This is a genomic window from Streptomyces sp. NPDC030995 (assembly GCF_055571215.1).
The window spans coordinates 169,240-195,492 of sequence record NZ_JBVIFS010000014.1 but is presented as its reverse complement, the minus strand read 5'-3'; the positions used below and the strand labels follow the sequence as shown (position 1 = coordinate 195,492).

Here is a 26,253-nt window from a genome sequence, read left to right as displayed (position 1 = left end):
AAAGCTGGCGAAGAAGCTAACCAAAATCACAAACAACCCCACCCCCCCCCCCCCCCCCCCCCCCCCCCCCCCCCCCCCCCCCCCCCCCCCCCCCCCACGCCCGCTGTGACTAGGCCTTCTTCGGCGCCGCCTGCTGCACGACCTCGAACGACCACACCGAGGACCCCGTCGCCGCCGGCTTCGGACGCTCGCCGCCGCCCTCGCCGCCGGCCGCCCCGCCGCCCTGCGTCCCGCCCTGGTGAGCGGCCTTCATCGGCCCCTCCATCCATGCCTGGAAGTCCTCCTCCGAACGCCAGCGCGTGTAGACGAGGTACTGGTCGGTTCCCTCCACCGGGCGCAGCAGCTCGAACCACTCGAAGCCGTCCGAGGACTCCACGGCCCCCGCCCGCGAGGCGAAGCGCTGCTCCAGCACCTCCCGCTGCTCGGCGGGTACGGTCAGCGCGTTGATCTTCACGATGCTCATGCGGGCCATCCTAGGTATCCGACCCGGGATATCGTCGTGCAGGTAATGAAACGCGGTATGAAGCGCGGCAGCCAGGCAAAGTCAGGGTTGCGGTCAACAGGGCGGGAGGCCGGCGGGGCGTGGCTAACGCGGCAGAGCACAGCGGTGCGAACGGACATGCCGGAGTCATAGGCGATAGCAACAGGCTCGGGGCGGCACGCCTCCTCCTGTGGGCGCTGGCGGGCGCCCTCGCCGTCAGACAGGCCGCCGTCGTGCTGCGGGTGCCCCCCGGCGAATGGCTGACCGGCCTCCACCTCCCAAGCAGCCTGCCCGGCTCGCTCTACGACACCGGCGAGTTCGCCGGCACCCCCTTCGCCGGGCTGGTCCTCAAGCCGCTCGCCGGTTTCGCCGCCCCGTCGCTGGAGGTCGCCTGGACCTGCGTGACGTTGCTGTTCGTCGCCGCCATCGGGCTCGTCGCCGCTCGCGCCCTGGCCGATCCGGTGCCACGGCGCACCGCGCTGCTGGCCGCGCCCGTGCTGACGGCCCTCATGATGGTCTCGCTGCCCGTCCGCGAGGCCGCCTCACCGGGCCAGACCGCCGTGCTGCCCGTGCTGCTGGTGCTGCTGGCCGTCTTCCGTGTGCCCGGTGACCGGCCCGCCGGTTTCCTCGTCGGCCTCGCGGCCGCGCTCCAGCCGGGGCTGCTGCTCTTCGCCCCGCTGCTGTGGCTGACCGGTCGCCGCCCCACCGCGCGGACCGCCGCCGTGACCTTCGCCGCAGCCACCGCACTGTCCTGGGCGGCCATGCCGCGCGACTCCTGGACGTACTGGGCCGAGCACCTGGCCGGCACCGGCCTCGGCGGCGCCCCCGACAGCCTCACCAACCAGTCCGTGCACGGCGCGCTGCTGCGCCTCGGCCTGAGCGGACCCGCCGAGATCCTGCTCTACGCCGCCCTCGCGGCCGCCGTCGTCTGGATCGGCCTGCGCCGCGCGGTCCGCTACGCCCGCGACGGCCAGCTGCTGCTCGCCGTCGCCATCACCGGCTGCACGGCCGTGGCCGTGGCCCCGACCGGCTGGCGCTACCAGCTGCTGTGGGTGCTGCTCGCCGTCGCAGGCAAGGTCGGCCGGCGCGCCGCCGACCGGCCCGTGTGGCCGGTGGCAGTGGTCCTCGCCATGACCCTGCCGAGCGCGGTGCTGCTGCCGAACCTGGCCGCGCTGGCCCCCGTACGCGACAACGTGCTGCTGCTCACCGCGCTGGCCGCGGCCTGCGCGGTACCGTTCCTGCCGCGCTCCTCGCCGTACTGGCGCGAGCCCGTACCGACCGACTACGGGCGCCCCGCGGCGGCCCGCTGGGCGCGGGTGCCGCTGCTGCCGTTCTGGCGGCGCGTGCTGTCCCGGCCCAACCTGCTGCTGGAACTGCTGCTGATACGGGTCGGGTACTCGCTCTACTCGCACATCCGGGCGGCGGCCCCCACCAGCCGCTCGCTGGCCGAGGGCAACGGCAGCCAGATCCACGGCATCGAGCGGGCGCTGGGCATCGACATCGAGCACGCGGTGAACCACGCCGTCGTGAACACGCCGTGGCTGGAGGCGTTCTTCAACTTCTACTACACTTCCTTCCACTTCGTGGTCCCGCTGACGATCCTGGCGGTCCTGTACTGGCGGCGCCCCGGCGACTACCGCTGGGCCCGCGCCTCCCTGGGCCTGGCCACCGTCCTCGCGCTCGTCGGCTTCTGGCTCTACCCGCTCGCCCCGCCGCGCCTGATGCCCGGACTCGACTTCATCGACACCGTGCACGGACCGCAGGACCTGGCCAACCCGTCGTACGGGGCGATGACCGCGATCTCCAACCAGTACGCGGCGATGCCCTCGCTGCACTTCGGCTGGTCGCTGTGGTGCGGGATCGTGATCGTCGTGCTGGCACCGAAGGGCTGGCAGAAGCTGCTCGGGGCGCTGCACCCGCTGATCACGGTGTGCGCGATCGTCGCCACCGCGAACCACTGGGTGCTGGACGCGGTGGGCGGGGCGGTCGTCGTGACCGCCGGCTTCGGGCTCGTGTACGCGCTGTCGGGGCCGCGGGGGCTCCAGGTGAAGCTGCCGGTGCAGCGGGCCGCCGCGGGTGCGGAGGAGGAGCCCGCCGTACGGGTTCCGCCGGCGCGCGTCAGCTCGTAGCACCCCGGTCCTGAATGGCGCGGCACATCCGCCGCGCGCATCATGGGATGGGCGCGCCAAGGCCGTTCCCCGGTTCGGGGAGCGTGCGGACCAGGCCTCGGGGAGAGATGAGAATCTCCATGAGGAAGCGCACTCGCAGCACTCACACCCGTACCGGGCGCATCCGGCGTACCCGCACGCCGTACGTCCGGGCCGCGTTGTCGGTCGCCGCGGCGGGCGTGCTGACCGTCTCGCTCGTCCCGGTGGCCACGGCCACGGCTGCGGCCGTCGCCCAGCCGTGGCCGCACTGCGCGGAGGCGAGCGCCGACTCGTACGACAAACCGCCCCCCGCCGACCCGGGCCGTTTCGGGTACGGGGTGCTGCCCGCCACCGAGGGCATCACCTGCCTCATCAACCAGGAGCGCCAACGGCTGGGCCTCCAGCCGCTCTCGGACTCCGCCGAGCTGAGGGAAGCGGCGAACAAGCACGTGACCGCCGCGCTGGCCCAGAAGTGGTGGGGCGACGGCAAGGATCCGCACCAGAACCCGCAGGTCTCCGGTACCGGTCAGGAGCAGATCGTGGCCCGCATCAGGGCCGCCGGGTACTGCGCGAACGGCACGTCGTGGAGCGGCCACGAGATCGCCTACGACGGGTGGGGCGGAAACGGCACTCCGCGAGCGGCCGTCAAATGGTGGCTGGAGAGCCCGCCCCACGCCGAGATCATTCGCAATCCCTCGCTGACCGAGTTCGGCATCGCACCGAGGGGCGGCGCGGCCGAGCCGGCGGGGGCGGGGGCGGGCGACGCGGGGACCTACGTGGTCACCCTCGGCCGATGCGAGAAGTGACGGTGAGGACGGCTGAGCGAAGCCGTGGCCATGCCTTCAGGTTACGGCCGCAACGGCCGGTCCACTCGTCTGGCCGACGAAACCGCCCATCACTCTGTGTCACCGTGGTGGTGCGCCGTGGAGCGGAGCGCGCGGCGCCACCTCGGGTTCCCGGCCATACAGGAGTGGTGGACGATGGCGCAGAGTAACCAGGTTGAATCGACGGGCGACAGCGGGGGAGAGGTCGAAGCCCACCGGAGAGGCTTTCGGCTCCTGCTCGCTGCGAACCCCAACTACTTCGACACCTTCCCCGACATCGGCATCGAGCCGGTGTTCCCGCTCAAGGGCAACACGTCCTACGAGTCGCTGTCCTGCGTGGCCTACAGCCCGGAGCGCGACCGGCTGGAGGCGACGGTCGAGCTGCGCCGCCCCTCCGGCTACTCGGGCGGGCTGTGCACTCCCGGCTCCTACGAGTACGTCCGGTTCTTCGTCAGCTACGACGAGGGCGCCACCTTCGCCGACGCGGGCCTCGCCGCCGTGAACGTGCACGACCTGCCGGTCGAGCCGGACTGCCGCGACAAACCGTCGCACCCGCTCTCGTACACCGTCGGAGTGGACTACACGCCGCACCGGAACTTCTGCGGGCTGCCGGTGCTGCCGCTGGTCCGGGCCATCCTGTCCTGGGAGCAGGTGCCCGACCCGGGCAACCCGGACTTTCCCGTGGTCTGGGGCAACCGCCTCGACTGCCACGTCCAGGTCCGCCCGCGCCGCTTCTTCCTGCCGGACATCATCCCGGAGCTCCCGAAGGACATCGTCAAGAAGCTCCCGCCGCTGGTCGTGCACGAGGTTCCGGACCCGAAGCCGGATCCCGGGCCGTTCACCGAGCTCACCCTGAGCGAGCTGGCCCGGGAGTACCGCCAGGTGAAGGTGCCGGAGCACCGCTTCGCCCTGCCGCACCTGCTGGCTTCGGCCGGGGCGCCCGTGCTGACGGCGTCCTCCATGACCGGACCGGCCGTCATCGCCAAGGACCTCGGCATCGACCTGGGCAAGATCATCGGCGCGCTGGAGGAGACCAGCGGCGACGTCACCTACGAGGAACTGCGCTGCGTCGGGCTCGACGGGAACGCGGGGCAGCTGGTCGCCAGCTTCCAGGTGAAGCAGTCCAGCGGCTACTCCGGCGGGCCCTGCACCAAGGGCAGCGTGGAGTACGTCGCCTTCTGGGCGGACTTCGGTACGGACTGCACGTACAGCTATCTCGGTACCGCGCAGGTGAGCACGCACGATTACGAGGAGATCCCCCGTGGCGGGCTTCGTTACGCCGCGATCCTGCCGGTGGATCTGGCCGACTTCCGTGAGGAGTGCGAGATCCCGGTCTACGGGCGGATCCGGGCCGTGCTCTCCTGGGGCACGCCGCCGTCGACCACCGATCCCGACGCGCTGCCGGTCTGGGGCAACCGTGTCGACACCCATGTGCAGCTGGCGCCCGGGCCCGTCTACGACGGCAACGCGCGGTTCACGATCGTCGGTGGTGTGGAGGCCGCCAAGGTGAACGCCACCACCGGCGTCACCGACCCGGGCGGTCACCTCAACAGCGGTCCCGTGCCGGACGGGTGCCCGTTCGCAGGTCAGGTGAACCTGCACGGTCCGAGCGACCCGGCGCTGGCGGGGTTCTCGTACCGGATCTCGGTCCGCAACCTCACCTTGGGCACCCCGTTCGTGCCGCTCACCGACTCCTTCGTCAAGGTGGACGCGGGCGGCTTCGCGACGACGGTCACCCCGGCACCCGACGGCCAGTTGCCGTGGCCGACCTGGGCCGACAACACCCTTGGCCAGCTGGGCCGGTTCACACCGGGCGGGAACGACCTGTGGCAGCTCCAGCTCGAACTCATCGGCATCGGTGTGGTGGAGACGCGCAACGTCCTGATGGACAACCTGGTGCGCGGGGTGGTCGACCCCGCCGACCCGCTCAACGCCGGTGATCTGCACCTGGACACGGGCGGGGCGTGCCGGGTGCCTCGTGGCACGCTGACCGGCCGGTTCGTGGCGCGCGACGAGCACTTCCTCGCCTGGGGCATCTCGGTCCACGGCGGGCCGTCCTCCACGGTTCCGCCCACTCCGCTGACCGTCGCGATCAGCCCGACCACTCAGACCGGCCTGGCCGGTGAGTCCTTCTCGCTGGATACCAGCGCGCTCGAAGCGTGCGGCTACGTCGTCAGGCTCACGGTCACCGACCGGGCGATCGTGAACAGCGGGACTCTCGGCCACGGGGTCGCGATCGAGCGGGGTGTGTGCCTCGAGTAGCGTCGCAGCCTCGCAGCCTCGCAGCCTCCGTGCAGGCCGAAGGGGCGCCGGGCACAGGTGGCCCGGCGCCCCTTCGGGGGGATCGTCGCTGACTGTCAGGATCACCCGGTTCGGGGTGGGCCGCCACTCGAATGGGTGCCGCGCCGTGGCCGGGGGCTCTGCCCCCGGACCCCCGCGCCTCAAACGCCGGCGAGGCTGAAAGAGCGCCTCAAACGCCGGCGGGGGCTGGGAGCGCACCTGGCGGGGCCGGGAGTGTGCCGGGCGAGGCTGGAGGAGCGGCCGGGAACGGGTTTTTTGGGCCAGCGGGCGGCAGGGGCCGGGGGCGTGGGAGGAAGGCGGCCCCTGCCGCCCTGGGTCGCGGGTCAGCCGTGGCTGACCCGGAGTTCCTTGATGCCGTTGAGCCAGGCCGCGCGCAGGCGGCGCGGGGCCTCGCCGGACAGGCGCAGGTCGGGCAGGGTGTCGGCCAGCGCGTTGAAGATCAGGTCGATCTCCATGACGGCCAGGGACTTGCCGAGGCAGAAGTGCGGGCCGCCGCCGCCGAAGCCGAGGTGCGGGTTCGGGTCGCGGGTGATGTCGAAGACGTCCGGGTTCTCGAAGACCTCGGGGTCGTGGTTGGCGGAGGAGTAGAACATCCCCACCCGATCGCCCGCCTTGATCTTCTGGCCGCCCAGTTCGGTGTCCTGGGTGGCGGTGCGCTGGAAGGACACCACCGGGGTGGCCCAGCGCACGATCTCCTCCGCGGCGGTGGAGGGCCGGGTGCTCTTGTAGAGCTCCCACTGGTCGGGGTGGGTGAGGAAGGCGTGCATGCCGTGGCTGATGGCGTTGCGCGTGGTCTCGTTGCCCGCGACCGCCAAGAGGAGTACGAAGAAGCCGAATTCGTCGGACCCGAGGTTGCCCTGGCCCTCGGCCGCCACCAGCTGCGTGACGATGTCCTTGGCCGGGCACTCCTTGCGCTGCGCCGACAGGTTCATCGCGTAGCCGATGAGCTCCATCGCCGCGTTGGAGCCGACCTCCTCGGTGATCGCGTACTCCGGGTCGTCGTAGGCGATCATCTTGTTCGACCAGTCGAAGATCTTGGCGCGGTCCTTCTGCGGTACGCCGATCAGTTCGGCGATGGCCTGGAGCGGGAGCTCGCACGCCACCTGCGTGACGAAGTCGAAGCTGCCGTCGGCGGCCGCCTCCGAGGCCTCCTCGGCGATCTTCCGGGCCCGGTCGCGCAGCGCCTCCTCCAGCCCGCGGATGGCCCGCGGGGTGAATCCGCGCTGCACGATCTGGCGTACGCGCGTGTGTTCCGGCGGGTCCATGTTCAGCATGATCAGCCGCTGGGCATCAATGGCATCACGCGGGATGTGCTCGTTGAAGCGGATGATCGCCGTGTTGGTGGTGGAGGAGAAGAGTTCGGGGTGCGTGGAGACGTACTTGACGTCCGCGTGCCGGGTCACGGCCCAGTAGCCCTCGTCGTCGAAGCCGGTGACGCCGCGCCGCTGCGGGCACCACCACACGGGTGCCGTCTGCCGCAGTTGCGCGAACTCCGGTAGCGGGACCCGGCTTTGGAGCAGGTCGGGGTCAGTGGCGTCGAAGCCTTCGGGCAGCGCGGGGCAGGACATCGGGCGACTCCAAGGTCTGACGGCCCATCAGATGTTGGCTTGAAGGTAGTAACGAGTTCTAGAAGTGACAAGGGCCGCAGCGCCAACTGTTGCGTGTGGAATCCGTGCAGGCCGCGTGCAAGACCCTTGCGTGCCGGGGCGTGAGGTCATAAGACTGCGGGGAGAACTAGAACGCGTACTAGTTCGGGCGGGGCGCCGGGACGGCCCGCCGCGCCGGCACAGTGCAGGAGAGGACGAGCTCATGGCCGCGGAACCCGTCATCGTCGAAGCCGTACGCACCCCCATCGGCAAGCGCGGGGGCGCGCTCGCCAACCTCCATCCCGCCTACCTGCTCGGTGAGACCTACCGCGAACTGCTGGCCCGTACCGGAATCCAGCCCGACTGCGTCGAGCAGATCGTCGGCGGCACCGTCACCCACGCCGGCGAGCAGTCGATGAACCCCGCCCGCAACGCCTGGCTCGCCATGGGACTCCCGTACGAGACCGCCGCGACGACGGTGGACTGCCAGTGCGGCAGCTCGCAGCAGGCCAACCACATGGTCGCCAACATGATCTCCGGCGGCGTCATGGACATCGGCATCGCCTGCGGGGTCGAGGCCATGAGCCGCGTGCCGCTGGGCTCGGGATCCAAGCACGGCCCGGGCAAGCCCTTCCCGGACGAGTGGAACGTCGACCTGCCCAACCAGTTCGAGGCCGCCGAGCGGATCGCCCGCAACCGGGGCCTCACCCGCGAGGACGTCGACAGGCTGGGCGTGCTCTCGCAGGAGCGGGCCAGGGCCGCCTGGGCCGAGGAGCGGTTCAAGCGCGAGACCTTCGCCGTCCAGGTGCCGACCACGGAGGAGGAGCAGGCCGCCGGGCAGGGCATGTGGCGCCTGGTCGACCGGGACGAGGGCCTGCGGGACACGAGCATGGAGGGCCTGGCCCGGCTCAAGCCGGTCATGCCCACCGCCGTGCACACCGCCGGGAACTCCTCGCAGATATCCGACGGCGCCGCCGCCGTGATGTGGGCCTCCCGCAAGATGGCGCGCGCCCTCAAGCTGCGGCCGCGCGCCCGGATCGTCGCCCAGACCCTCGTCGGCGCCGACCCCCACTACCACCTGGACGGGCCGATCGACGCGACCCGGGCCGTGCTCGGCAAGGCCGGGATGTCGCTGAAGGACATCGACCTCGTCGAGATCAACGAGGCCTTCGCCTCCGTCGTCCTCAGCTGGGCCCAGGTCTTCGACCAGGACCTGGAGAAGGTCAACGTCAACGGCGGCGGCATCGCGCTCGGCCACCCCGTCGGCGCCACCGGCGCCCGGCTGATCACCACCGCGCTCCACGAGCTGGAGCGCCGCGACAAGGAGTTCGCGCTGATCACCATGTGCGCGGGGGGCGCGCTGGCGACCGGCACGATCATCCAGCGCCTGTGAGCCCTGTGGGCGGGCGCCTCTGAACCCCGTGGGATGGGATGCAGAAGGCCCCGGTGGCCGGACCTGGGGAGGCCGGCCACCGGGGCCTTCGTATGCGTACTGCTGCTCGTGCGTACTGCTGCTCGCGGCGGCTTAGTACCAGTGGTTGGCGGACCAGAAGTTCCAGGCCTCGACCGGGCTGCCGTAGCGCTCGTTCATGTAGTCCAGGCCCCACTTGATCTGGGTGGCCGGGTTGGTCTTCCAGTCCGAGCCCGCGGAGGACATCTTCGACGCCGGCAGGGCCTGCATCAGACCGTACGCACCGGAGGAGGAGTTGGTGGCGGTGTAGTCCCAGCCACTCTCGTGCTTGACGATCCGGTCGAAGGCGGCGAACTGGGCCGGGTCCTTGATCATCTGCTGGGCGATCGCCTTGGCGCTCATCGGGGCGGCCTGCGCGGGAACCGCGGCCAGCATGGAACCGGCGACGCCCAGGGCGAGGACGGTACCCGCGAGGGTCTTCTTGGAAGCGGCGATGCGGCGGATGACGGCGTTGGACACGGATGGACCTTCCGAAGGGGACAAGGACGGTCGCGGGCATGCCGAAGACATGCGTGAGCCACTCACGCGGAGGAGAGGGGTTCGTCGGCGGCGGGTGAAGCACCCGTGCCGCCTTGCGACTCATCCAGTTCTACAGACCCCCGGACGGCCTGGCAAAGACCCCGCTTACTAGTGGTCCTCGCAGTCGGGGCCGGGCGGCCCCCCGCCGCCGCGATCAACGTCCGTGCAGGTGGGAGCCGCTCTGAGGGGGCGGATGCGGACCGCTCAGGGGCTACTAGCCCGGGTCGTATGTGACCTGGGTCCTGTGGGGCGGGTCACCGCTCAGGGCCCTGAATGTCACCCTCTGTCGCCTTCGGTACCCCGTTTGGGACAGGGTCGGGGCCGAGCGCGACCCCCGAATCGAAGGAAACGGGCGCGTCGAAGGCAGCTTTTCGAGTCGCCCGCCGCAGCGCCTTCAGCAGCGTGGCCCCGAGCGTGAGCGTCAGTACGACGGTCAGCGCGGCCCGGCCCAGATCCCAGCCCACCGAGGTCGCCAGGCAGTACGCGACGAACCGCGCGAGATTCGCCGCGACGGGGTCCCCCGGGTGGAAGGAGATGCCCTGGCCCATGCCCTGAAGGATCACCCAGCCCTGGAGATTCATGATCGTGCCGTACGCGAACGAACCCGCGAAGCCGTACGCGGCCAGCATCAGCAGCTCCGCCCGGCCCCGGATCCGCTCCGGGCCCGGCAGCAGCCCGGCGCCCAGCGAGAACCAGCCCATGGCCAGCATCTGGAACGGCATCCACGGCCCGACCCCGCCGGTCAGCAGGGCGGACGCGAACATCGTGACGGAGCCGAGGACGAACCCGAAGCCCGGCCCGAGGACGCGGCCGCTGAGCACCATCAGGAAGAACATGGGCTCCAGCCCGGCCGTGCCGGCGCCCAGCGGTCTGAGCGCCGCCCCGACGGCGGCGAGCACGCCCAGCATCGCCACCGCCTTGGCGTCCATGCCGTTGTCGGCGATGGTCGCGACGACGACGGCGACGAGGAGGGGCAGGAGCGCGGCGAAGAGCCAGGGGGCGTCCTGGGAGTGGGCGAGGCCCGACTGCCGGTCGGCGAGCAGCGGCCAGCCGAAGGCCGCGATGCCGATGAGGGTGACGAGGACCAGGGCGGCGGCGGCCCGGGGGCCGATCCGGACGGGGCGGGTGGCGCGGGCGGGGCGGACGGGGCGGCTGGCGCGGCCGGCGCGGCTGGGCCGGAGGGGGCGGCGGCTCACCGGGGTTCCGCCAGGGCTTCGGCGACCTGGCTCACGGTGAGCCAGTGGCCCGGGGCCAGGATCTTCGCCACCTGGGGCGCGAAGGCGGGGGAGGAGACGACGACCTCGGCGGTCGGGCCGTCCGCGACGATCTCCCCGCCGGCCAGGATCACCACGCGGTGGGCCAGCTCGGCGGCGAGCTCCACGTCATGGGTGGCCAGGACGATGGCGTGGCCGTCGGCGGCGAGGGCGCGGAGGATCTCGATGAGGCGGACCTTGGCGGCGTAGTCCAGGCCGCGGGTGGGTTCGTCGAGGAGGAGCAGGGCGGGGCGGCCGGTGAGGACCAGGGCGAGGGCCAGGGCCAGGCGCTGGCCCTCGGAGAGGTCGCGGGGGTGGATGTCGTCGGAGACGTCCGGAAGCAGGGCGGAGACGAGACCCCGGCAGGTGCCGGGGGCCGCGCCGGCGTCGGAGTCGGCGGCGGCGCACTCGGCGGCGACGGTGTCGGCGTAGAGGAGGTCGCGGGGCTCCTGCGGGACGAGGCCGACACGGCGCACCATCTCGGCCGGGGCCGTGCGGTGGGGGGTGCGGCCGCCGACGGTCACCTGACCGGTGGTGGGGGCGAGGGTGCCGACCAGGGTCGAGAGCAGGGTGGACTTGCCGGCGCCGTTGCGGCCCATGAGGGCGACGGTCTCGCCGGTCGCTACCGCGAGGTTGATGCCGTGTAGCACTTCGGCGCGGCCGCGTCGGAGCCCGAGGTCGCGTGCCTCGACCGGTTCCCCGCCGGGGGTGGTGGCGGGGGTCGGCTTGCGCCTGCGGAGCAGGCGCGTGAGCAGGCCGGGTGCGGCGCCGCTCCTGGGGGCTCCGCCCCCAGACCCCCGCGCCTCAAACGCCGGCGGGGCTGACATATCCAGCCCCTCCGGCGTTTGAGGAGCGGGGTCCGGGGCGGAGCCCCGGGAGACGGCGCCGCGGGCGGGCCCGGACAGCGGGTACGCGGGGTTTGGCGCGGGCGCCGGGGCCGCGCCCGAGCCCGAGGTAGCGGGGTGAGCGGGGTCCGGCGCGGGCGCCGGGGCCGAGCTCGGGGTAGCGGGGTGCGCGGGGTCCGGGGCGGGCGCCGGGGTCGAGCTCGGGGTAGCGGGGTGCGCGGGGTCCGGGGCGGGCGCCGGGGTCGAGCTCGGGGTAGCGGGGGGTACGGGGTTTCCCGGGGCCGGGGCCGGGCTCAGGGAAGTGGGGTGCGCGGGGGTCACGCCCGCGGGGTCCGCGGCGGCCGAGAGGCGGGCGTGGAGGGGGGCGGCCAGGCGGCGGGCGTCGCGGACCGACAGGGGGAGGGGGGTCCAGCCCGCGAGGCGGCCCAAGGAGACCACCGGGGGGTGGACCGGGGAGATCGCCATGATGGAGGAAGGGGGACCGAGGACAGGGGCCGCGCCCGGCGACGGCAGGAGGAGCACCTGGTCCGCGTACTGGACCACCCGCTCCAGCCGGTGCTCCGCCATCAAGACGGTCGTGCCGAGGTCGTGGACCAGGCGCTGGAGCACCGCCAGGACCTCCTCCGCCGCCGCCGGGTCGAGGGCCGAGGTGGGTTCGTCCAGGACCAGGACCTTGGGGTGCGGGGTCAGGACCGAGCCGATCGCGACACGCTGCTGCTGGCCGCCGGACAGGGTGGCGATGGGGCGGTCGCGCAGTTCGTTCAGGCCGAGGAGGTCGAGGGTCTCCTCCACCCGGCGGCGCATCACGGCCGGGGCCAGCCCGAGGGACTCCATGCCGTAGGCGAGCTCGTCCTCCACCACGTCCGTCACGAAGTGCGCGAGGGGATCCTGGCCGACCGTGCCCACCACGTCCGCGAGCTCGCGCGGCTTGTGCGTGCGCGTGTCCCGGCCCGCGACCGTGACCCGGCCGCGCAGGGTGCCGCCCGTGAAGTGCGGGACCAGCCCGGAGACGGCCCCCAGCAGGGTGGACTTGCCGACCCCCGACGGGCCGACGAGGAGGGTCAGCTCCCCTTCGGGGATCACCAGGTCGACGCCCTGGAGGGAGGGGGCGGCCGCGCCCTCGTAGGTGACCGACACCTGCTCGAAGCGGATCACTGCGACGCCTCCTTGGGCGGTACGGGTGCCACAAAGGCGGGCAGCAGGCCGATCAGGATCGCGGCGGCCGGCCACAGCGGGAGCGTGGGTGCGACGAGCGGCACCACGCCCGGATGCATGGCGGCGGGGTCGCGCGTGCCCGCGTAGATGAGGAGCGCGGCGACGGCCGCGCCCGAACCGGCGACCAGCCAGGCGCGCGGCCCCCAGCGGTCGGGCCGGTAGCGGGTCCGCACCGAGCGGCGCCCGCCGAGGCGCAGGCCCGCGAGGGCCAGGGCCGCACCGATGCCGAGCACGGGGAGCCCGTACGCGGCGCCCTGCGCGGCGAGCAGCCCGTACGTGCCCGCGCACATGCCGAGCAGACCGCCGAGAGTGAGGGCGTTGGTGGTGTGCCGGACGGCGGGCGGGACCTGCGCCGTGCGGCCGTACCCGCGGGCGTCCATCGACGCGGCGATGGCGACGGAGCGCTCCAGGGCGCCCTCCAGGACCGGCAGGCCGATCTGGAGGACGGCCTTCACCCCGCCGGTGGGGCGGCCGCGCAGCCGGCGGGCGGTCCGCAGGCGGACGACGTCGGCGACCATGTTCGGCGCGAACGTCATGGCGACGACGACCGCGACCCCGGCCTCGTACAGGGCGGCCGGGAGGGACTTCAGCAGCCGGGCCGGATTGGCGAGGGCGTTCGCGGCGCCGACGCAGACCAGCAGGGTGGCCAGCTTCGCGCCGTCGTAGAAGGCGAAGACGAGCTGCTCGGCGGTGACCTTGCCGCCGAAGCGGATGCCCTGCGCCCAGGCGGGGAGCGGGACCTCCGGGAGGGTGAACAGGGTGTGCGAGCCGGGGATGGGGGACCCGAGGAGCATGGAGAAGAGGAGGCGCAGGCCGATGACGAAGAGGCCGAGCTTGAGGAACGCCCCGTAGGAACGGGCCCAGGGGGCGGAGGTGCGGCGGGCCGCGACCACGTACCCGGCGACGCCGATGATCAGCCCGAGGAGGAGGGGGTTGGTGGTCCGGGACGCGGCGGTGGCGAGCCCGAGGGCCCACAGCCACCAGGCGCCGGCGTGCAGGGCCGTCGCCCGGCTGGCGTGCGGGGGGCTCCACCTTTTTTTGTACGTCGACCGGTGCGGGAGGTCCGACGCTGCGGGGCGGCTCCGCCCGGCCGGTGGTGTGTCGCCGGGTGCGGCGCCGTGTCCGGGGGCGCTGCCCCCGGACCCCCGCGCCTCAAACGCCGGCGGGGCTGGATGGGTCGCCGGCGGGGCTGCAAAACCCAGCCCCTCCGGCGTTTGAGGAGCGGGGTCCGGGGCGGAGCCCCGGGAAACGGCCGTCATCGGGTGCGGCGGCGGGACTGCCAGATGCCGGCCGCCGCCAGGGCCGCCACCGCCGCGATGCCTGCCAGCAGGCCCGCCGACGGGCCGCCGTCGTCCCCGGCGGGCTGCGCCGAGGGTTGTGCCGAGGGTTGTGCCGAGGGTTGTGCCGAGGGCTGTGCGGGGGCGTCCGCGATCGGTTCGCCGCAGCCCTGCTTCGGGTAGCCCGAGATCGCGCACAGCAGCGCCGCGCCGTTGTAGCGCAGCGGCTTCGCCACCGACGCCAGTGCCTCCGCCGCCGTGGCCTCCGGGGCCACCTGGGCGCAGGCCGTGCGGGGGGCCTCCTGCGGCGGGGTCTCGCCCGCCGGGGCGTCCGCCGGGACGCCGAAGTCGATGACCAGGGCCACCCGCTTCTTCCCGTCGGCCGCCGGGGTCGCCCCGCAGACCGCCGCGAAGTCCGCCGCCGCCCGCGGCTGGGCCGCCTCGGCCCCCGCGTCCTTGCTCACCGCGAAGCGGAAGCCCTGCACGGAGCCGTCCGCCGGGCGGGCCATCGAGGGGCCCATGGTGGCGTACGTCCACGTCCCGCCGCCCGCGCCGCCGTCCCAGAACGACCAGTAGCGGTAGCTCGAAGCCAGGGCCGGACCGGCCGCCAGCACGGCCAAGGCCATGCCGAGGGCCAGGGCCAGGGCCAGGGCCAGGGCCAAGGTCACGGCGGACAGGCGGCGGCGGCGCATCAGAGCTGGTTCTTCTTGCGGCGGCCGCTCAGCAGGATGCCGATGCCCATACCGGCCGCGGCGCCCGCACCGATGATCCACCAGATGTTCTGGCCGCCGGACGGCTTGTCCTTCTCGCCGTCCACGCTGGTCGCGTCCGTGTCCGCGCCCTCCGGGGCCGGGCCCGTCGCGTTCAGCGCCGCGACCAGGTCGGTGCCGCCGAAGGACTTCGGGTCGGCGCCCGTGGCGTGCGCGGCCAGGACCAGGGTGCCCAGGCCCGCCGGGCTGTCCTTGGCCCAGGCGGCAGAGTTGGCCTTGAGCCACTCCAGCGCGCCCGCCGCCGACTGCTTGTGCCCGGCCGCGGCCAGGGCGATCACCGCGTCGGCGGTGTTGCCGGTGTCCGGGGACGGCTGGTCCGCGCCCGGGGTGACGGCCGTGAGGTGGCCGTCCTTCTTCAGCGCCTCGGCCAGGTAGCCGGCCGCGCCCTGGGCGGCGGCCGCCGGGTCGGCGGGGTCCGCCGCCGGGCAGGTCAGTGCCGCGGCGGGGGTGTCCGCACCGGTCGGGACGACGGCCGCGCCCTTGCCGAGGCCGGCCAGCGCCGCCGCGGCCGTCGCGTCGGCGTTGGCGAGCAGCTTGCCGTCGACCGGCTGGTACGCGAAGGCGCCCCGGTCGGCGGCCGGCTCGGCGGTGCAGCCCAGCTGGAAGGAGAGCAGGCCCTCGTACGCCGACTTGCCGGCCTTGGACTTGACCTCGGCCGGCTTCTCGCCCGCCACGGCCAGCGCGCTGATCACCACGGCCGTGGAGTTGGCGTCGCTGGGGGAGCCGGGCACGTAGCTCCAGCCGCCGTCCTCGTTCTGGACGGACTTCAGCCAGTCCACGCTCTTCTTGACGGCCGGGTCCTGGCCGCCGAGCGCCTTCAGCGCCTGCACGGCCGCCGCGGTCGCGTTCGTGTCGTACATCGTCTTCGCGTCGCACGTCACGCCGGCGTTCGGGCGGAAGGAGGGGAAGCCGCCGGTCTCGCACTGCTGGCCGAGCAGCCAGATCACGGCCTGCCGGGCGGGCTTGACGCCGACGGTGTGCTGGGCGAGCAGCGCGAAGGACTGCCGCCACACGCCGTCGTAGGTGGGGTCGTTCTTGCCGTAGAGCCCGGAGGGGATGACCGGGGGTGCGGAGGGGGAGGGCGGCGCGGTGTCGGCGAGGGCTGCGGGGGCGGCGCCCACACAGAGCACGGCGGAGGCGGCGAGCGCGGCGGCGCTGCGGCGGACGTTCATGGGGGCGGGTGCCTCTCCTGCTGGGGAACCGGAGGCAGGCACGCACAGGCACCGGGCTCCGGCTCCGTTTACCTCGACGGTGCCGGCCGCCGGGGACCCCGGCGGCACGAGCCGCGCACTCCACTACGGGGCATTCCGGCTTCCCGCCCGGACGGTGCCGGAGTGGGTCACGGTTGCGGGTCAGCGCCGGATTCGCACCGGCTTCCCCCCGTACGGAAGTGTGGACGACGGCCTCACTGTACCGGCCCGTAGCCGGCGTGCACGGTGGCGCCGGGTGCCTGTGCCCCTTACCCCGCTCGTTGCCCCGATCCTTGCCCCGCTCCTTGCCCCACCGGTTGCCCCGCCCCTTGCCGGCGCTCTTACAAGGCCCGGTACGTCACCGGGTCGGTGCCCGGGACCGCCTCCGCGCGGCCCTGCTTCACCAGCCGGCGCAGGTGGGCTTCCGCTTCCGAGACGGCGATGTTGCGGGAGCCGTACGGGATCTGCTCCCAGGGCCGGTTCCACTCCATCCGCTCCGCCAGCCCCCACGGGGTCAGCGGCTCGGCCAGCAGGGTCCACAGCCCGGTCAGCCGCTCCTCGTGGTGGTCCAGGAGCTCCCGTACGCGGGCGGGGGCGTCGGTGAAGGCGTGCTGGTGGGCCGGGAGCACCTCGGCGGGCCCCAGGCGGCCGATGCGTTCGAGGGAGTCGAGGTAGTCGCCGAGGGGGTCGGTGACGTGGGCGTCCTCCGGGGCCTCGTACAGGCCGATGTGCGGGGAGATCCCGGGCAGCAGGTGGTCCCCGGAGAAGAGCCGGCCGTTGCCCGGGAGGTTCGCGGGGTGCTGCTCCTCCAGGTGCAGGCAGACGTGGCCGGGGGTGTGGCCGGGGGTCCAGATCGCGCGCAGCCGGCGCCCGGCGAGGGGGAGCAGCTCGGCGGGGACGATCTCCCGGTCGGGGACGGCGGCGCGCAGGCCGGGCAGGGTCCGCATGCGGCCGCTCGCGCGGGCGGCGCGCAGCGGCGCGAGGTGTTCCTCGGGGGCTCCGGCGGCGGCGAGCTTCGCGCTCATGTAGTCGAACCAGACGCCGGGCTCCGAGGAGCGGGTCCGTACGACGACCTCGGTGTCGGCGGCGTGCATGGCGATCCAGGCGCCGGAGGCCTCGCGGACCTGCCCGGACAGTCCGTGGTGGTCGGGGTGGTGGTGGGTGATGACCACGCCGTGGACGTCGGCGACGGGGATGCCGAGCGCGGCGAGACCGGCGACGAGGGTGTCCCAGGACTCGGGGTCGTCCCAGCCGGTGTCGACGAGGACCGGGCCGCGGTCGGTGTCGAGGACGTGGACGAGGGTGTGCCCGAGGGGGTTGTCGGGGATGGGCACCTTGATCCCCCAGACGCCTCCACCGTGATCGGTGACCTGTGCCGTGTCCTCTGGCATGCGCCGTCCCCCTGCCTCTGAAGAACCTCTACAAGAACGTGTTTCAGTAGTAGCCCAAGTCGACCACCTCCGAGGCTTTCTGACTAGTCGTTGGATCTTCCGCACTCTTGTGTCCTGTCCGTGGACTCCTCGAACTAGAACTGGTATCAGTTCTGGAACGCCAAGCCGCAGGAGGCCTCAGCCATGACCGAGCTCGTGGAACACGGACAACTGTTCATCGGCGGGGAGTGGACGGATCCGCTGGGCACCGACACGATCCGGATCGTCTCCCCCCACACCGAGCAGGTCATCGGCTCCGTCCCGCACGCCTCGAAGGCGGACGTCGACCGCGCCGTCGCCGTCGCGCGCAAGGCGTTCGACGAGGGCCCCTGGCCGCGGATGACGCTGGACGAGCGGATCGCCGTCGTCACCCGCATCAAGGACGCCATAGCCGTCCGGCACGAGGAGATCGCCCGCTCGATCAGCTCCCAGAACGGATCCCCGTACTCCTGGAGCATCCTCGCCCAGGCGCTGGGCCCGATGATGGTCTACGACGCCGCGATCACCGTCGCGCGCGCCTACCCGTACGAGGAGCACCGCGCGGGCGTCCTCGGCCCGATCCTCGTACGCCGCGAGCCCGTCGGCGTCGTCGCCGCCGTCATCCCGTGGAACGTCCCGCAGTTCGTGGCCGCGGCCAAGCTCGCGCCGGCGCTGCTCACCGGCTCGACGGTGATCCTCAAGCCGTCCCCGGAAGCCCCGCTCGACTCCTACATCCTCGCCGACATCGTCCGGGAGGCCGGTCTGCCCGAGGGCGTGCTGTCGATCCTGCCCGCCGACCGCGAGGTCAGCGAGTACCTGGTCGGCCACCCGGGCGTCGACAAGGTCGCCTTCACCGGCTCGGTCGCCGCCGGCAGGCGCGTGATGGAGGTGGCCGCGCGCAACCTCACCCGGGTCACCCTCGAACTCGGCGGCAAGTCCGCCGCCGTGATCCTGCCCGATGCGGACCTCGACACGACCATCGCCGGGATCGTCCCGGCCGCCTGGATGAACAACGGCCAGGCGTGCGTGGCCCAGACCCGCGTCCTCGCCCCGCGCAGCCGCTACGCGGAGGTGGCCGAGGCGCTCGCCGCCGCGGCCGGGGCGCTGGTGGTGGGTGACCCGCTGGACCCCGCGACGCAGCTCGGGCCGCTGGTCGCCAAGCGGCAGCAGCAGCGGTCGCTGGACTACATCCGCATCGGCCAGGAGGAGGGCGCCAAGGTACTCTCGGGCGGCGGCCGTCCGGCGGGGCTGGAGCGGGGCTGGTACGTGGAGCCCACCCTCTTCGGAGACGTCGACAACTCCATGCGGATCGCCCGCGAGGAGATCTTCGGGCCGGTCGTGTGCCTGATCCCGTACGGGGACGAGGCGGAGGCGGTACGGGTGGCCAACGACTCGGAGTTCGGGCTGAGCGGCAGCGTGTGGACGGGGGACGTCGAGCACGGCATCGACTTCGCCCGGCAGGTGCGGACGGGCACCTTCAACGTGAACACCTTCAGCCTGGACATGCTGGGGCCGTTCGGCGGCTACAAGAACAGCGGCGTGGGCCGGGAGTTCGGCCCGGAGGGCCTGGGCGAGTACCTGGAGCACAAGATGATCCACCTGCCGGCCGGGTATTCATCGGGCGCCGACGTGGCGGGTGCCGACGTGGCGGGTGCCGACCCGGTGGGTGACTGATGGGTGACCGCTGGCAGGTCGAGGTGGACCGGGGCGTCTGCATCGGCTCGGGCATGTGCGTCAACCACGCCCCGGACGGCTTCGTCCTGGACTCGGCGCGCCAGTCCCACCCCCGCGCCCCGCAGTCGGACGCGAACGAACCGATCCTGACGGCGGCGGAGGGCTGCCCGGTGGAGGCCATCCTGATCACCTTGGCCGCGACGGGCGAACCGGTCTTTCCACCGGAGGACTGACCGGGCCGCCAGCCCCCGACTCCCCTTGCGGCGGCCGCCGGAGATCGGCCACCTCGTATGGGTGAACGGGGGCTGCCGCAGGCGCGCGGGCTTCGGGGAGACGTCAGTCTGAGTGGAGGACGTCAGTGCGGCTGTGGGTGGGGAGGGGGGCTTGTGGCACGCGGTGGGGACAGGCGGAAGCGCGTACTGCGCACGCTGGCTGGTCCGTTCACTGTGTCGGCTCCTGCGGGTGCGCGGATCCGGGATCGTCTGCGCCCCTCTGCCCGTGATGGCGAGGTCTTGCGGTTCGTCGGCGAACTTCTCGGCGGGCACGCGCGTGCTGATCTGGCCGAGCGGGTGCGGATCGGGATGGTGCCGGTCAAGGCGAATCGTCGGGCGGAGCGCAAGCGCGCACTGACGGGGGTGTCGTCGTCGCGGTGGGCGGGTTCGATCACTCGTGCGTCCGAGGATCAGTACCAGCTCTCCCTGCGCTGTCTGTTCGATGAGCGGGCGTCCTTGCGCCGGTCCGTCGCGAAGATCCGTACGCGTCTGGCGGTGCCGTGCGGTCGGCGTGTGGGCGGTGTGCGCGGTTACCCGAGCCGGGCCGAGCGTGCGCAGAAGCAGTGCCGGTTGCAGGTGCTGACCGCCCGTCTGGCCGAGGTGGAGCGGCGTATCGAGGCCGGGCATCCGGCGATCGTCGTCGGCGACCGCCGGCTGGCGAAGGTGAGGCACAACCTCGCCGACGCCGGTCTCACCGAGACCGGGTGGCGCGAGCATTGGGATGCGCAGCGGATGTTCCTGACCGCTGACGGCGAGTCCGGCGCGCCACACGGGAACTACACGATCAGCGTGGACCCGGCTGACGGCGCGGTCACGATGGTCCTGCCCGAACCGTTGCGGCACCTGGCAAACGCCCCGCGCGGCCGCTACCGGCTCGCTTGCACCGTCACTTTCCATCACCGCCGCGAGGAGTGGCTGGACCGCGTCGGGGCCAACAGGTCAGTGCGCTACGACATCACCCACGACCCCATGCGTGGCCGCTGGTACCTGGATGCTTCCTGGTCCACCGAGAAGGCTGTGCTGCCCACGCCCGTCGAGCTGGCCACCGCAGGTGTCCGGCTGCTGGCCGTGGACCTCAACGCGGACCATTTCGCCGCGTGCGTGGTGGACGCTCACGGCAATCCGGTCGGCGAACCGTTCACCATCGCCACTGACCTGACCGGTCCCGCATCCCAGCGCGACGGCCGCCTGCGGGCCGCGATCACCGAGCTGATCGACCTCGCCCAGGCGAACGGCTGCGCAGGTCTGGCGATTGAGAACCTGAGCTTTGGCGACGCCCGCGCCACCGGTCGCGAAACCATGGGACGCGGGAAACGAGGCAAGGCGTTCCGGCGCACCGTCGCCGGACTCCCCACCGCACGGTTCCGGGAACGCCTGCGCGGCATGGCCTACCACCGTGGACTCGTTGTGGTCGCGGTCGATCCGGCCTACACCTCGCGCTGGGGCGGCCGGTACTGGCAGGCCCCGCTTCAGCAGCAATCAAAGACCACTGTCACTGGGCATCACGGTGCCTCGGTGGCGATCGGCAGGCGTGCCCTCGGACACGGGATACGGCGTCGGCCAGGTGTGACCCGCAGCGTCCAGAGGAACGCCGGCGGGAGAGCTACCGGCCAGACCGTCCCCCACCCGAGGGCATGCGGGACCACGAGCCCGCCAAGGACCACAGGCACGCCCCACCAGGGCACCAAGACCTGCGGGGACCGAAGTGACCAGCTCGCGCTGTTCCCAGTCTCCCAAGACCGTCCGGGGAGACAACCGGCAAGCCCGGTACACAGCGATTCGGCCAACAGTGGCCAATATCGCTAGGAACGGTTCAGGACTTTTCTGGCGACGTCAGGTCGATCAGGCGGCAGACCGTTTCGATGTCGATCTTGACCTGGGCGATGGAGGCGCGGCCCGAGAGCCACGTGATCAGCGCCGAGTGCCAGGTGTGCTCGATGACCCGGACCGCCGAGAGCTGTTGCGCCGTCGGCGGGGCCTCCAGGCCCATCGCGTCCAGGATGATCGCCGTGGTCAGTCGGGACACCGTGTCGACCTCGGGGCTCACGCTGCGGTCCGCGAAGGTCAGGGCCCGCACCATCGCGTCGGCCAGCTGCGGTTCCCGCTGGAGGGCGCGGAAGGCCCTCATCAGGGTCTCCGCGACCCGGGCCGCCGGGTCGTCCCCGGCCGGCGGGCGCTTGCGCAGCGTGGTGTGCATGTGCTGGAGCTGGTCCTGCATGGTGGCCACCAGCAGGTGCACCTTGGACGGGAAGTAGCGGTACAGCGTGCCCAGCGCGACGCTGGAGGACTCCGCGACCTCGCGCATCTGGACGGCGTCGAACCCGCCCCGGCTGGCCAGCTGGGCGCTGGCGTGCAGGATCCGGCGGCGGCGTGCTTCCTGGCGCTCCGTCAGGGGAGGCGACGCCGGTGTGGTGACGGCCTTCACTTCCGCTGTCATGTGTCCCGTTCCGTGTCGTTGCGGAGCTGGTTCCGGAGCCAGCATGGCAGGCGTCGCATCCGTGGCGCGAATCACCTGCTCCACCTCTTACGGTGTGGTTTCCGGCCGGTAGATTCAATGGTCTTCGACGGATCAAGTCTGAAACTTGTTCTACATTATCCGAGCGGTTACGCTCCGGCGAAAGTGCAGCGAAAAGGGGGCGCGAGAGTGACCGCTGAGGCCATGGTGACGAGCCCTTTCGCGGGTTCCGCCACCGACGGCGACCGCCCGCTCCGCATCGCGCTCCTCACGTACAAGGGGAACCCGTTCTGCGGCGGCCAGGGCGTCTACGTCCGCCACCTCTCGCGTGAGCTCGTCCGTCTGGGCCACTCCGTCGAGGTCATCGGCGCGCAGCCCTACCCCGTGCTCGACACCGGCGCCACGCTCACCGAGCTCCCGAGCCTGGACCTGTACCGCAGCCCGGACCCCTTCCGTACGCCGAAGCGCGACGAGTACCGGGACTGGATCGACGCCCTCGAGGTCGCCACCATGTGGACCGGCGGCTTCCCCGAACCCCTGACCTTCTCGCTGCGGGCCCGGCGCCATCTCGCCGCCCGCGCGGGTGAGTTCGACGTCATCCACGACAACCAGACCCTGGGATACGGCCTGCTCGGCGATCTCGGCGCGCCGCTGGTGACGACCATTCACCACCCCATCACCGTCGACCGGCAGCTCGACCTCGACGCCGCGAAGGACCGCAAGAAGCGGCTCTCCGTGCGCCGCTGGTACGCCTTCACCCGCATGCAGGGCCGCGTGGCCCGCCGGCTGCCGTCCGTGCTCACCGTCTCCGGATCCTCCAAGCAGGAGATCGCCCAGCACCTGGGCGTCCGCGACGAGCGCATCCACGTCGTGCACATCGGCGCCGACACGGACCTGTGGTCGCCGGACCCCTCCGTCGAAGAGGTGCCGGGGCGGATCGTCACCACCTCCAGCGCCGACGTGCCGCTCAAGGGGCTCGTCTACCTCGTCGAGGCGCTCGCGAAGCTGCGCACCGAGCAGCCCGACGCCCACCTCGTGGTCGTCGGCAAGCGCGCCGAGCGCGGGCCGGTCGCCCGCGCCATCGAGACGTTCGGGCTCCAGGACGCCGTCCGCTTCGTCAAGGGCATCACCGACGCCGAACTCGTCGACCTGGTGCGCAGCGCCCAGGTGGCCTGCGTGCCCTCGCTCTACGAGGGCTTCTCGCTCCCGGCGGCCGAGGCCATGGCCACCGGTACCCCGCTCGTCGCCACCACCGGCGGCGCGATCCCCGAAGTCGCCGGTCCCGACGGCGAGACCTGCCTCGCGGTGCCCCCGGGCGACGCGGGCGCGCTGGCCGGTGCGCTGGGCCGGATGCTGGGCGACCCGGAGCTGCGGGCCCGCCTCGGCGAGGCCGGGCGCGAGCGGGTCCTGACCCGCTTCACCTGGGCCAAGGCCGCCGAGGGGACCGCCGCGCACTACCGCGCCGCCATCGAGCAGGCCGGCGCCCGGACCCGTCGCGCGAAGTGAGCCTCCGCCCCTTGCGCTTCCTCCGCACCACCCTCTCCGTACACCACCGCGACCGCGAAGGCAGGACCCCGTGCTGACCGTCGATTTCTCCCGGTTCCCGCTCGCCGCAGGCGACCGCGTACTCGATCTGGGCTGCGGCGCAGGCCGGCACGCCTTCGAGTGCTACCGGAGAGGCGCCCAGGTGGTCGCCGTCGACCGCAACGGCGAGGAGATCCGCGAGGTCGCCAAGTGGTTCGCCGCCATGAGGGAGGCCGGTGAGGCCCCCGCCGGGGCCACCGCCACCGCCATGGAGGGCGACGCGCTCGCCCTGCCCTTCCCCGACGAGTCCTTCGACGTCGTCATCATCTCCGAGGTGATGGAGCACATCCCCGACGACAAGGGCGTGCTCGCCGAGATGGTGCGCGTGCTCAAGCCCGGCGGGCGCATCGCCATCACCGTGCCGCGCTACGGCCCCGAGAAGATCTGCTGGGCGCTCTCCGACGCCTACCACGAGGTCGAGGGCGGCCACATCCGCATCTACAAGGCGGACGAGCTGCTCGGCAAGATGAAGGCCGCCGGCCTCAAGCCGTACGGCACGCACCACGCGCACGGGCTGCACTCCCCGTACTGGTGGCTCAAGTGCGCCTTCGGTGTCGACAACGACCAGGCGCTGCCCGTCAAGGCGTACCACAAGCTCCTGGTCTGGGACATCATGAAGAAGCCGCTGGCCACGCGGCTCGCCGAGCAGGCCCTGAATCCGGTCATCGGCAAGAGCTTCGTGGCGTACGCGACCAAGCCGCACCTCCCCGTCGGCGCCGCCCTGTGACCTCGCCGGGGCGCACCGCACCCGAACACCTCGTCCTGGACGGCGTACTGACCGCCGAGCAGGCCGCCGAGACCGCCGCGGGCATCCTCGCCGGTCAGCGGGAGGACGGGGCCATACCGTGGTTCCGCGGGCACCACCTGGACCCGTGGGACCACACCGAGGCCGCGATGGCGCTGGACGCGGCCGGTGAGCACGAGGCCGCCGAGCGCGCGTACGCGTGGCTGGCGCGGCACCAGAACCAGGACGGCTCCTGGTACGCGGCCTACGCCGACCGGCCGGAGGGGGTGGACACCGCCGAGCCGCAGGACGCGAGCCGGGAGTCCAACTTCACCGCGTACATAGCCGTCGGCGTCTGGCACCACTACCTCTCCACCGGCGACGACGCCTTCCTCGACCGCATGTGGCCCGCCGTCTACGCGGCGGTGGAGTGCGTCCTGACGCTCCAGCAGCCGGGCGGCGAGATCGGCTGGAAGCGGGAGTCGGACGGCACGGCCGTCACCGACGCCCTGCTCACCGGCTCCTCCTCCATCCACCAGGCGCTGCGCTGCGCGCTGGCCATCGCCGAGCACCGCGAGGAGCCGCAGCCCGACTGGGAGCTCGCCGCGGGCGCGCTGGGGCACGCGATCCGCCGCCACCCGGAGCGGTTCCTCGACAAGAACCACTACTCGATGGACTGGTACTACCCGGTCCTCGGCGGTGCCCTGACCGGCGCCGAGGCCAAGGCGCGCATCGAGGACCGCTGGGACGAGTTCGTCGTCCCGGACCTGGGCGTGCGCTGCGTCCTGCCGAACCCGTGGGTGACGGGCGGCGAGTCCTGCGAGCTGGCGCTCGCGCTGTGGGCGACGGGGGAGTCCGACCGGGCGCTGGACGTCCTGCGGTCGATCACCCACCTGCGTGCGGACAACGGCATGTACTGGACCGGGTACGTCTTCCAGGACAAGGCGGTGTGGCCGGTCGAGCAGACCACCTGGACCGCCGGGTCCCTGCTGCTCGCCGTCGCGGCGCTGGGCGGGGACGAGGCCACCACCGCGGTGTTCGGCGGGACCTCGCTCCCGGCCGGGCTGGAGCCCGACTGCTGCCGTTGAGGTGCGGACGAGGGCCTTCCCCCACCGTGGGCGGTGGGGGAAGGCCCTTTGCCGAAGGTCAGCGGCGGTACAGCCAGCCGGCGACGGCGTGTCCGACGATGATGTAGACCACCGCGGCCAGGCCGTAGCCGATGACGACCTGGACCCATTCGCGGCTGAAGGTGAACAGGTCGTAGGACCAGCCGGCCAGCCAGGATGCGGTGTCGTGGACGAACTCCACCAGCTCGTTGCCGCGGTTGGCGTCCAGCAGGTACAGCAGGATCCACAGGACGATCACGAAGGCGAGCACGTCCGCCACCAGTGCGACGGCCCGGCCTGCCTGACTGCTACCTCGGGCGTGTACTCGGGTGTGTGTGCGCATGTCACGCGTCTTGCCGCCCGGGCGCGCCGCAAACCCGAACGGGTCCCCCCAGTGGTGGATCGGGGCGGTTCGGGTGAGGCTGCGGAAGATCTCCCAGTCCCCGGAGGAAGCCGTGTCCATGCCCACGACCGTCCGTTTCCGTCGCGCCCTCACGGCGGTGGTGCTGTCCACCGCGCTGCTGGCCGGAGCCACCGCCTGCGGCAGCAGCGGCGGCGACAGCAGCCGGCGGGAGGAGCTCTCCGCCGCCTCGATGGGGGAGCTGGCCGCCCTCGCCGCCGCGGAGCCGGCCGCCGCCGAAGCCGACGAGCTGGCCGCGTCGACGCCCTCGCCCAGCACCTCCGCGGAGCGGCAGAAGTTCGCCAAGACGCGCTTCGTGGCCAACGCGGGGCTCGCGGCCGGGGCCACCTACCAGTGGATCGTCAAGCCGTACCGCGAGGGCAAGTTCAAGAAGGGCGCCAAGGGGCGCACCTTCGCCCTCATCAAGGCGGGCCTCGCGGGCGCGTTCGCGTACAACCGGCTGAAGGCCGCCGCCGACAACGCCAAGGGCGACCCGCTGCTGTCGAAGGCGATGGTCCCGCTGACGGCGGGCATCGAGTCCCTCAAGGGCCTCGGCAGCAAGCTCCGCAAGGGCGACGCGGGGGACGCCGACATCGCCAACTTCGACAATGTGATCAAGGGCGTCAAGGAGGCCGGCAAGGGTGCGGGCGCCGAGGTCGTCGACAAGGTGCCGAGCGCTTCCCAGCTCGCCGGCTAGCGCCGGCAGGCTCGCAGGCACACCGATGCCGCCGGGGCCCCACCCGAAGGGGC

The 26,253-nt window shown here is 72.6% G+C and carries 22 protein-coding genes and 1 riboswitch; of the genes, 11 read left to right on the top strand and 11 right to left on the bottom strand.

Annotation, left to right across the window (positions count from 1 at the left end; translation table 11 throughout):
- Positions 1-109: 109 nt before the first annotated feature.
- Complete coding sequence (locus ACZ45T_RS22120) at positions 110-463, bottom strand: antibiotic biosynthesis monooxygenase family protein (RefSeq protein ID WP_468443816.1); 354 nt, start codon at positions 461-463, stop codon at positions 110-112.
- Positions 464-582: 119 nt separating this feature from the next.
- Here ACZ45T_RS22120 and ACZ45T_RS22115 point away from each other — a divergent pair, with 119 nt between their 5' ends.
- From ACZ45T_RS22115 to ACZ45T_RS22105, 3 genes are all read left to right on the top strand, one after another.
- Positions 583-2,610, top strand: a complete 2,028-nt coding sequence (locus tag ACZ45T_RS22115; protein WP_468443814.1) for a bifunctional glycosyltransferase 87/phosphatase PAP2 family protein — start codon at positions 583-585, stop codon at positions 2,608-2,610.
- 119 nt (positions 2,611-2,729) lie between these two features.
- Complete coding sequence (locus ACZ45T_RS22110; RefSeq protein ID WP_468443812.1) at positions 2,730-3,434, top strand: CAP domain-containing protein; 705 nt, start codon at positions 2,730-2,732, stop codon at positions 3,432-3,434.
- 174 nt (positions 3,435-3,608) lie between these two features.
- Positions 3,609-5,714, top strand: a complete 2,106-nt coding sequence (locus tag ACZ45T_RS22105; RefSeq protein WP_468443810.1) for a hypothetical protein — start codon at positions 3,609-3,611, stop codon at positions 5,712-5,714.
- A 362-nt stretch (positions 5,715-6,076) separates the two neighbouring features.
- Here ACZ45T_RS22105 and ACZ45T_RS22100 read toward each other — a convergent pair whose 3' ends face one another.
- Positions 6,077-7,321: a cytochrome P450 gene (locus ACZ45T_RS22100; protein WP_468443808.1), complete on the bottom strand. Its 1,245-nt coding sequence runs from the start codon at positions 7,319-7,321 to the stop codon at positions 6,077-6,079.
- Between the two features lie 241 nt (positions 7,322-7,562).
- Between ACZ45T_RS22100 and ACZ45T_RS22095 the strand changes: the two genes are divergently transcribed.
- Positions 7,563-8,732 (top strand): steroid 3-ketoacyl-CoA thiolase, encoded by a 1,170-nt coding sequence (locus ACZ45T_RS22095; RefSeq protein ID WP_468443805.1) that lies wholly within the window; start codon positions 7,563-7,565, stop codon positions 8,730-8,732.
- Between the two features lie 132 nt (positions 8,733-8,864).
- On the opposite strand, the gene ACZ45T_RS22090 is transcribed toward ACZ45T_RS22095, so the two are convergent.
- From ACZ45T_RS22090 to ACZ45T_RS22060, 7 genes are all read right to left on the bottom strand, one after another.
- On the bottom strand, positions 8,865-9,269 hold the full coding sequence (locus tag ACZ45T_RS22090) for an aggregation-promoting factor C-terminal-like domain-containing protein (RefSeq protein ID WP_468443803.1): 405 nt from the start codon (positions 9,267-9,269) through the stop codon (positions 8,865-8,867).
- A 314-nt stretch (positions 9,270-9,583) separates the two neighbouring features.
- Complete coding sequence (locus ACZ45T_RS22085) at positions 9,584-10,441, bottom strand: ECF transporter S component (RefSeq protein WP_468443843.1); 858 nt, start codon at positions 10,439-10,441, stop codon at positions 9,584-9,586.
- Between the two features lie 80 nt (positions 10,442-10,521).
- On the bottom strand, positions 10,522-12,582 hold the full coding sequence (locus ACZ45T_RS22080) for an ABC transporter ATP-binding protein (RefSeq protein ID WP_468443801.1): 2,061 nt from the start codon (positions 12,580-12,582) through the stop codon (positions 10,522-10,524).
- Complete coding sequence (locus tag ACZ45T_RS22075) at positions 12,579-13,925, bottom strand: energy-coupling factor transporter transmembrane component T (RefSeq protein ID WP_468443841.1); 1,347 nt, start codon at positions 13,923-13,925, stop codon at positions 12,579-12,581. Before ACZ45T_RS22075 ends, ACZ45T_RS22080 begins: the two co-directional genes overlap by 4 nt.
- Positions 13,898-14,611: an SCO2322 family protein gene (locus tag ACZ45T_RS22070; protein ID WP_468443799.1), complete on the bottom strand. Its 714-nt coding sequence runs from the start codon at positions 14,609-14,611 to the stop codon at positions 13,898-13,900. Before ACZ45T_RS22070 ends, ACZ45T_RS22075 begins: the two co-directional genes overlap by 28 nt.
- Positions 14,611-15,861: a prenyltransferase/squalene oxidase repeat-containing protein gene (locus tag ACZ45T_RS22065; RefSeq protein WP_468443797.1), complete on the bottom strand. Its 1,251-nt coding sequence runs from the start codon at positions 15,859-15,861 to the stop codon at positions 14,611-14,613. The genes ACZ45T_RS22070 and ACZ45T_RS22065 overlap by 1 nt, the downstream gene beginning before the upstream one ends.
- A 110-nt stretch (positions 15,862-15,971) precedes the next feature.
- Positions 15,972-16,067: riboswitch (cobalamin riboswitch) on the bottom strand.
- Between the two features lie 153 nt (positions 16,068-16,220).
- Entirely contained in the window at positions 16,221-17,270 is a 1,050-nt protein-coding gene (locus ACZ45T_RS22060; protein WP_468443795.1) for an MBL fold metallo-hydrolase, read from the bottom strand.
- 183 nt (positions 17,271-17,453) lie between these two features.
- Between ACZ45T_RS22060 and ACZ45T_RS22055 the strand changes: the two genes are divergently transcribed.
- The 3 genes from ACZ45T_RS22055 (at position 17,454) to ACZ45T_RS22045 (ending at position 21,040) form a co-directional block, all read left to right on the top strand.
- Positions 17,454-18,962, top strand: a complete 1,509-nt coding sequence (locus ACZ45T_RS22055; protein ID WP_468443793.1) for an aldehyde dehydrogenase — start codon at positions 17,454-17,456, stop codon at positions 18,960-18,962.
- A complete protein-coding gene (locus ACZ45T_RS22050) occupies positions 18,962-19,195 on the top strand; it encodes a ferredoxin (protein WP_468443791.1) in 234 nt (77 codons plus the stop codon). The genes ACZ45T_RS22055 and ACZ45T_RS22050 overlap by 1 nt, the downstream gene beginning before the upstream one ends.
- Positions 19,196-19,474: 279 nt before the next feature.
- Positions 19,475-21,040, top strand: coding sequence for a nuclease/transposase family protein (locus ACZ45T_RS22045; RefSeq protein WP_468443789.1), 1,566 nt, complete (start codon positions 19,475-19,477; stop codon positions 21,038-21,040).
- A 7-nt stretch (positions 21,041-21,047) separates the two neighbouring features.
- Here ACZ45T_RS22045 and ACZ45T_RS22040 read toward each other — a convergent pair whose 3' ends face one another.
- Complete coding sequence (locus ACZ45T_RS22040; RefSeq protein WP_360897798.1) at positions 21,048-21,671, bottom strand: TetR family transcriptional regulator; 624 nt, start codon at positions 21,669-21,671, stop codon at positions 21,048-21,050.
- A 207-nt stretch (positions 21,672-21,878) separates the two neighbouring features.
- Between ACZ45T_RS22040 and ACZ45T_RS22035 the strand changes: the two genes are divergently transcribed.
- From ACZ45T_RS22035 to ACZ45T_RS22025, 3 genes are all read left to right on the top strand, one after another.
- The gene (locus tag ACZ45T_RS22035) at positions 21,879-23,195 is read left to right on the top strand and encodes a glycosyltransferase family 4 protein (RefSeq protein ID WP_468443787.1); all 1,317 of its coding nucleotides are present in this window, start codon (positions 21,879-21,881) and stop codon (positions 23,193-23,195) included.
- 70 nt (positions 23,196-23,265) lie between these two features.
- Entirely contained in the window at positions 23,266-24,000 is a 735-nt protein-coding gene (locus tag ACZ45T_RS22030) for a class I SAM-dependent methyltransferase (RefSeq protein WP_468443785.1), read from the top strand.
- Positions 23,997-25,085: a prenyltransferase/squalene oxidase repeat-containing protein gene (locus ACZ45T_RS22025; RefSeq protein WP_468443783.1), complete on the top strand. Its 1,089-nt coding sequence runs from the start codon at positions 23,997-23,999 to the stop codon at positions 25,083-25,085. The genes ACZ45T_RS22030 and ACZ45T_RS22025 overlap by 4 nt, the downstream gene beginning before the upstream one ends.
- Positions 25,086-25,143: 58 nt before the next feature.
- On the opposite strand, the gene ACZ45T_RS22020 is transcribed toward ACZ45T_RS22025, so the two are convergent.
- Positions 25,144-25,446 carry a hypothetical protein gene (locus tag ACZ45T_RS22020; RefSeq protein WP_468443839.1) on the bottom strand — a complete coding sequence of 101 codons (303 nt, stop codon included), beginning with the start codon at positions 25,444-25,446 and terminating at the stop codon, positions 25,144-25,146.
- A 118-nt stretch (positions 25,447-25,564) separates the two neighbouring features.
- On the opposite strand from ACZ45T_RS22020, the gene ACZ45T_RS22015 reads away from it, so the two are divergent.
- Entirely contained in the window at positions 25,565-26,200 is a 636-nt protein-coding gene (locus ACZ45T_RS22015; protein ID WP_468443782.1) for a hypothetical protein, read from the top strand.
- Positions 26,201-26,253 lie beyond the last annotated feature (53 nt).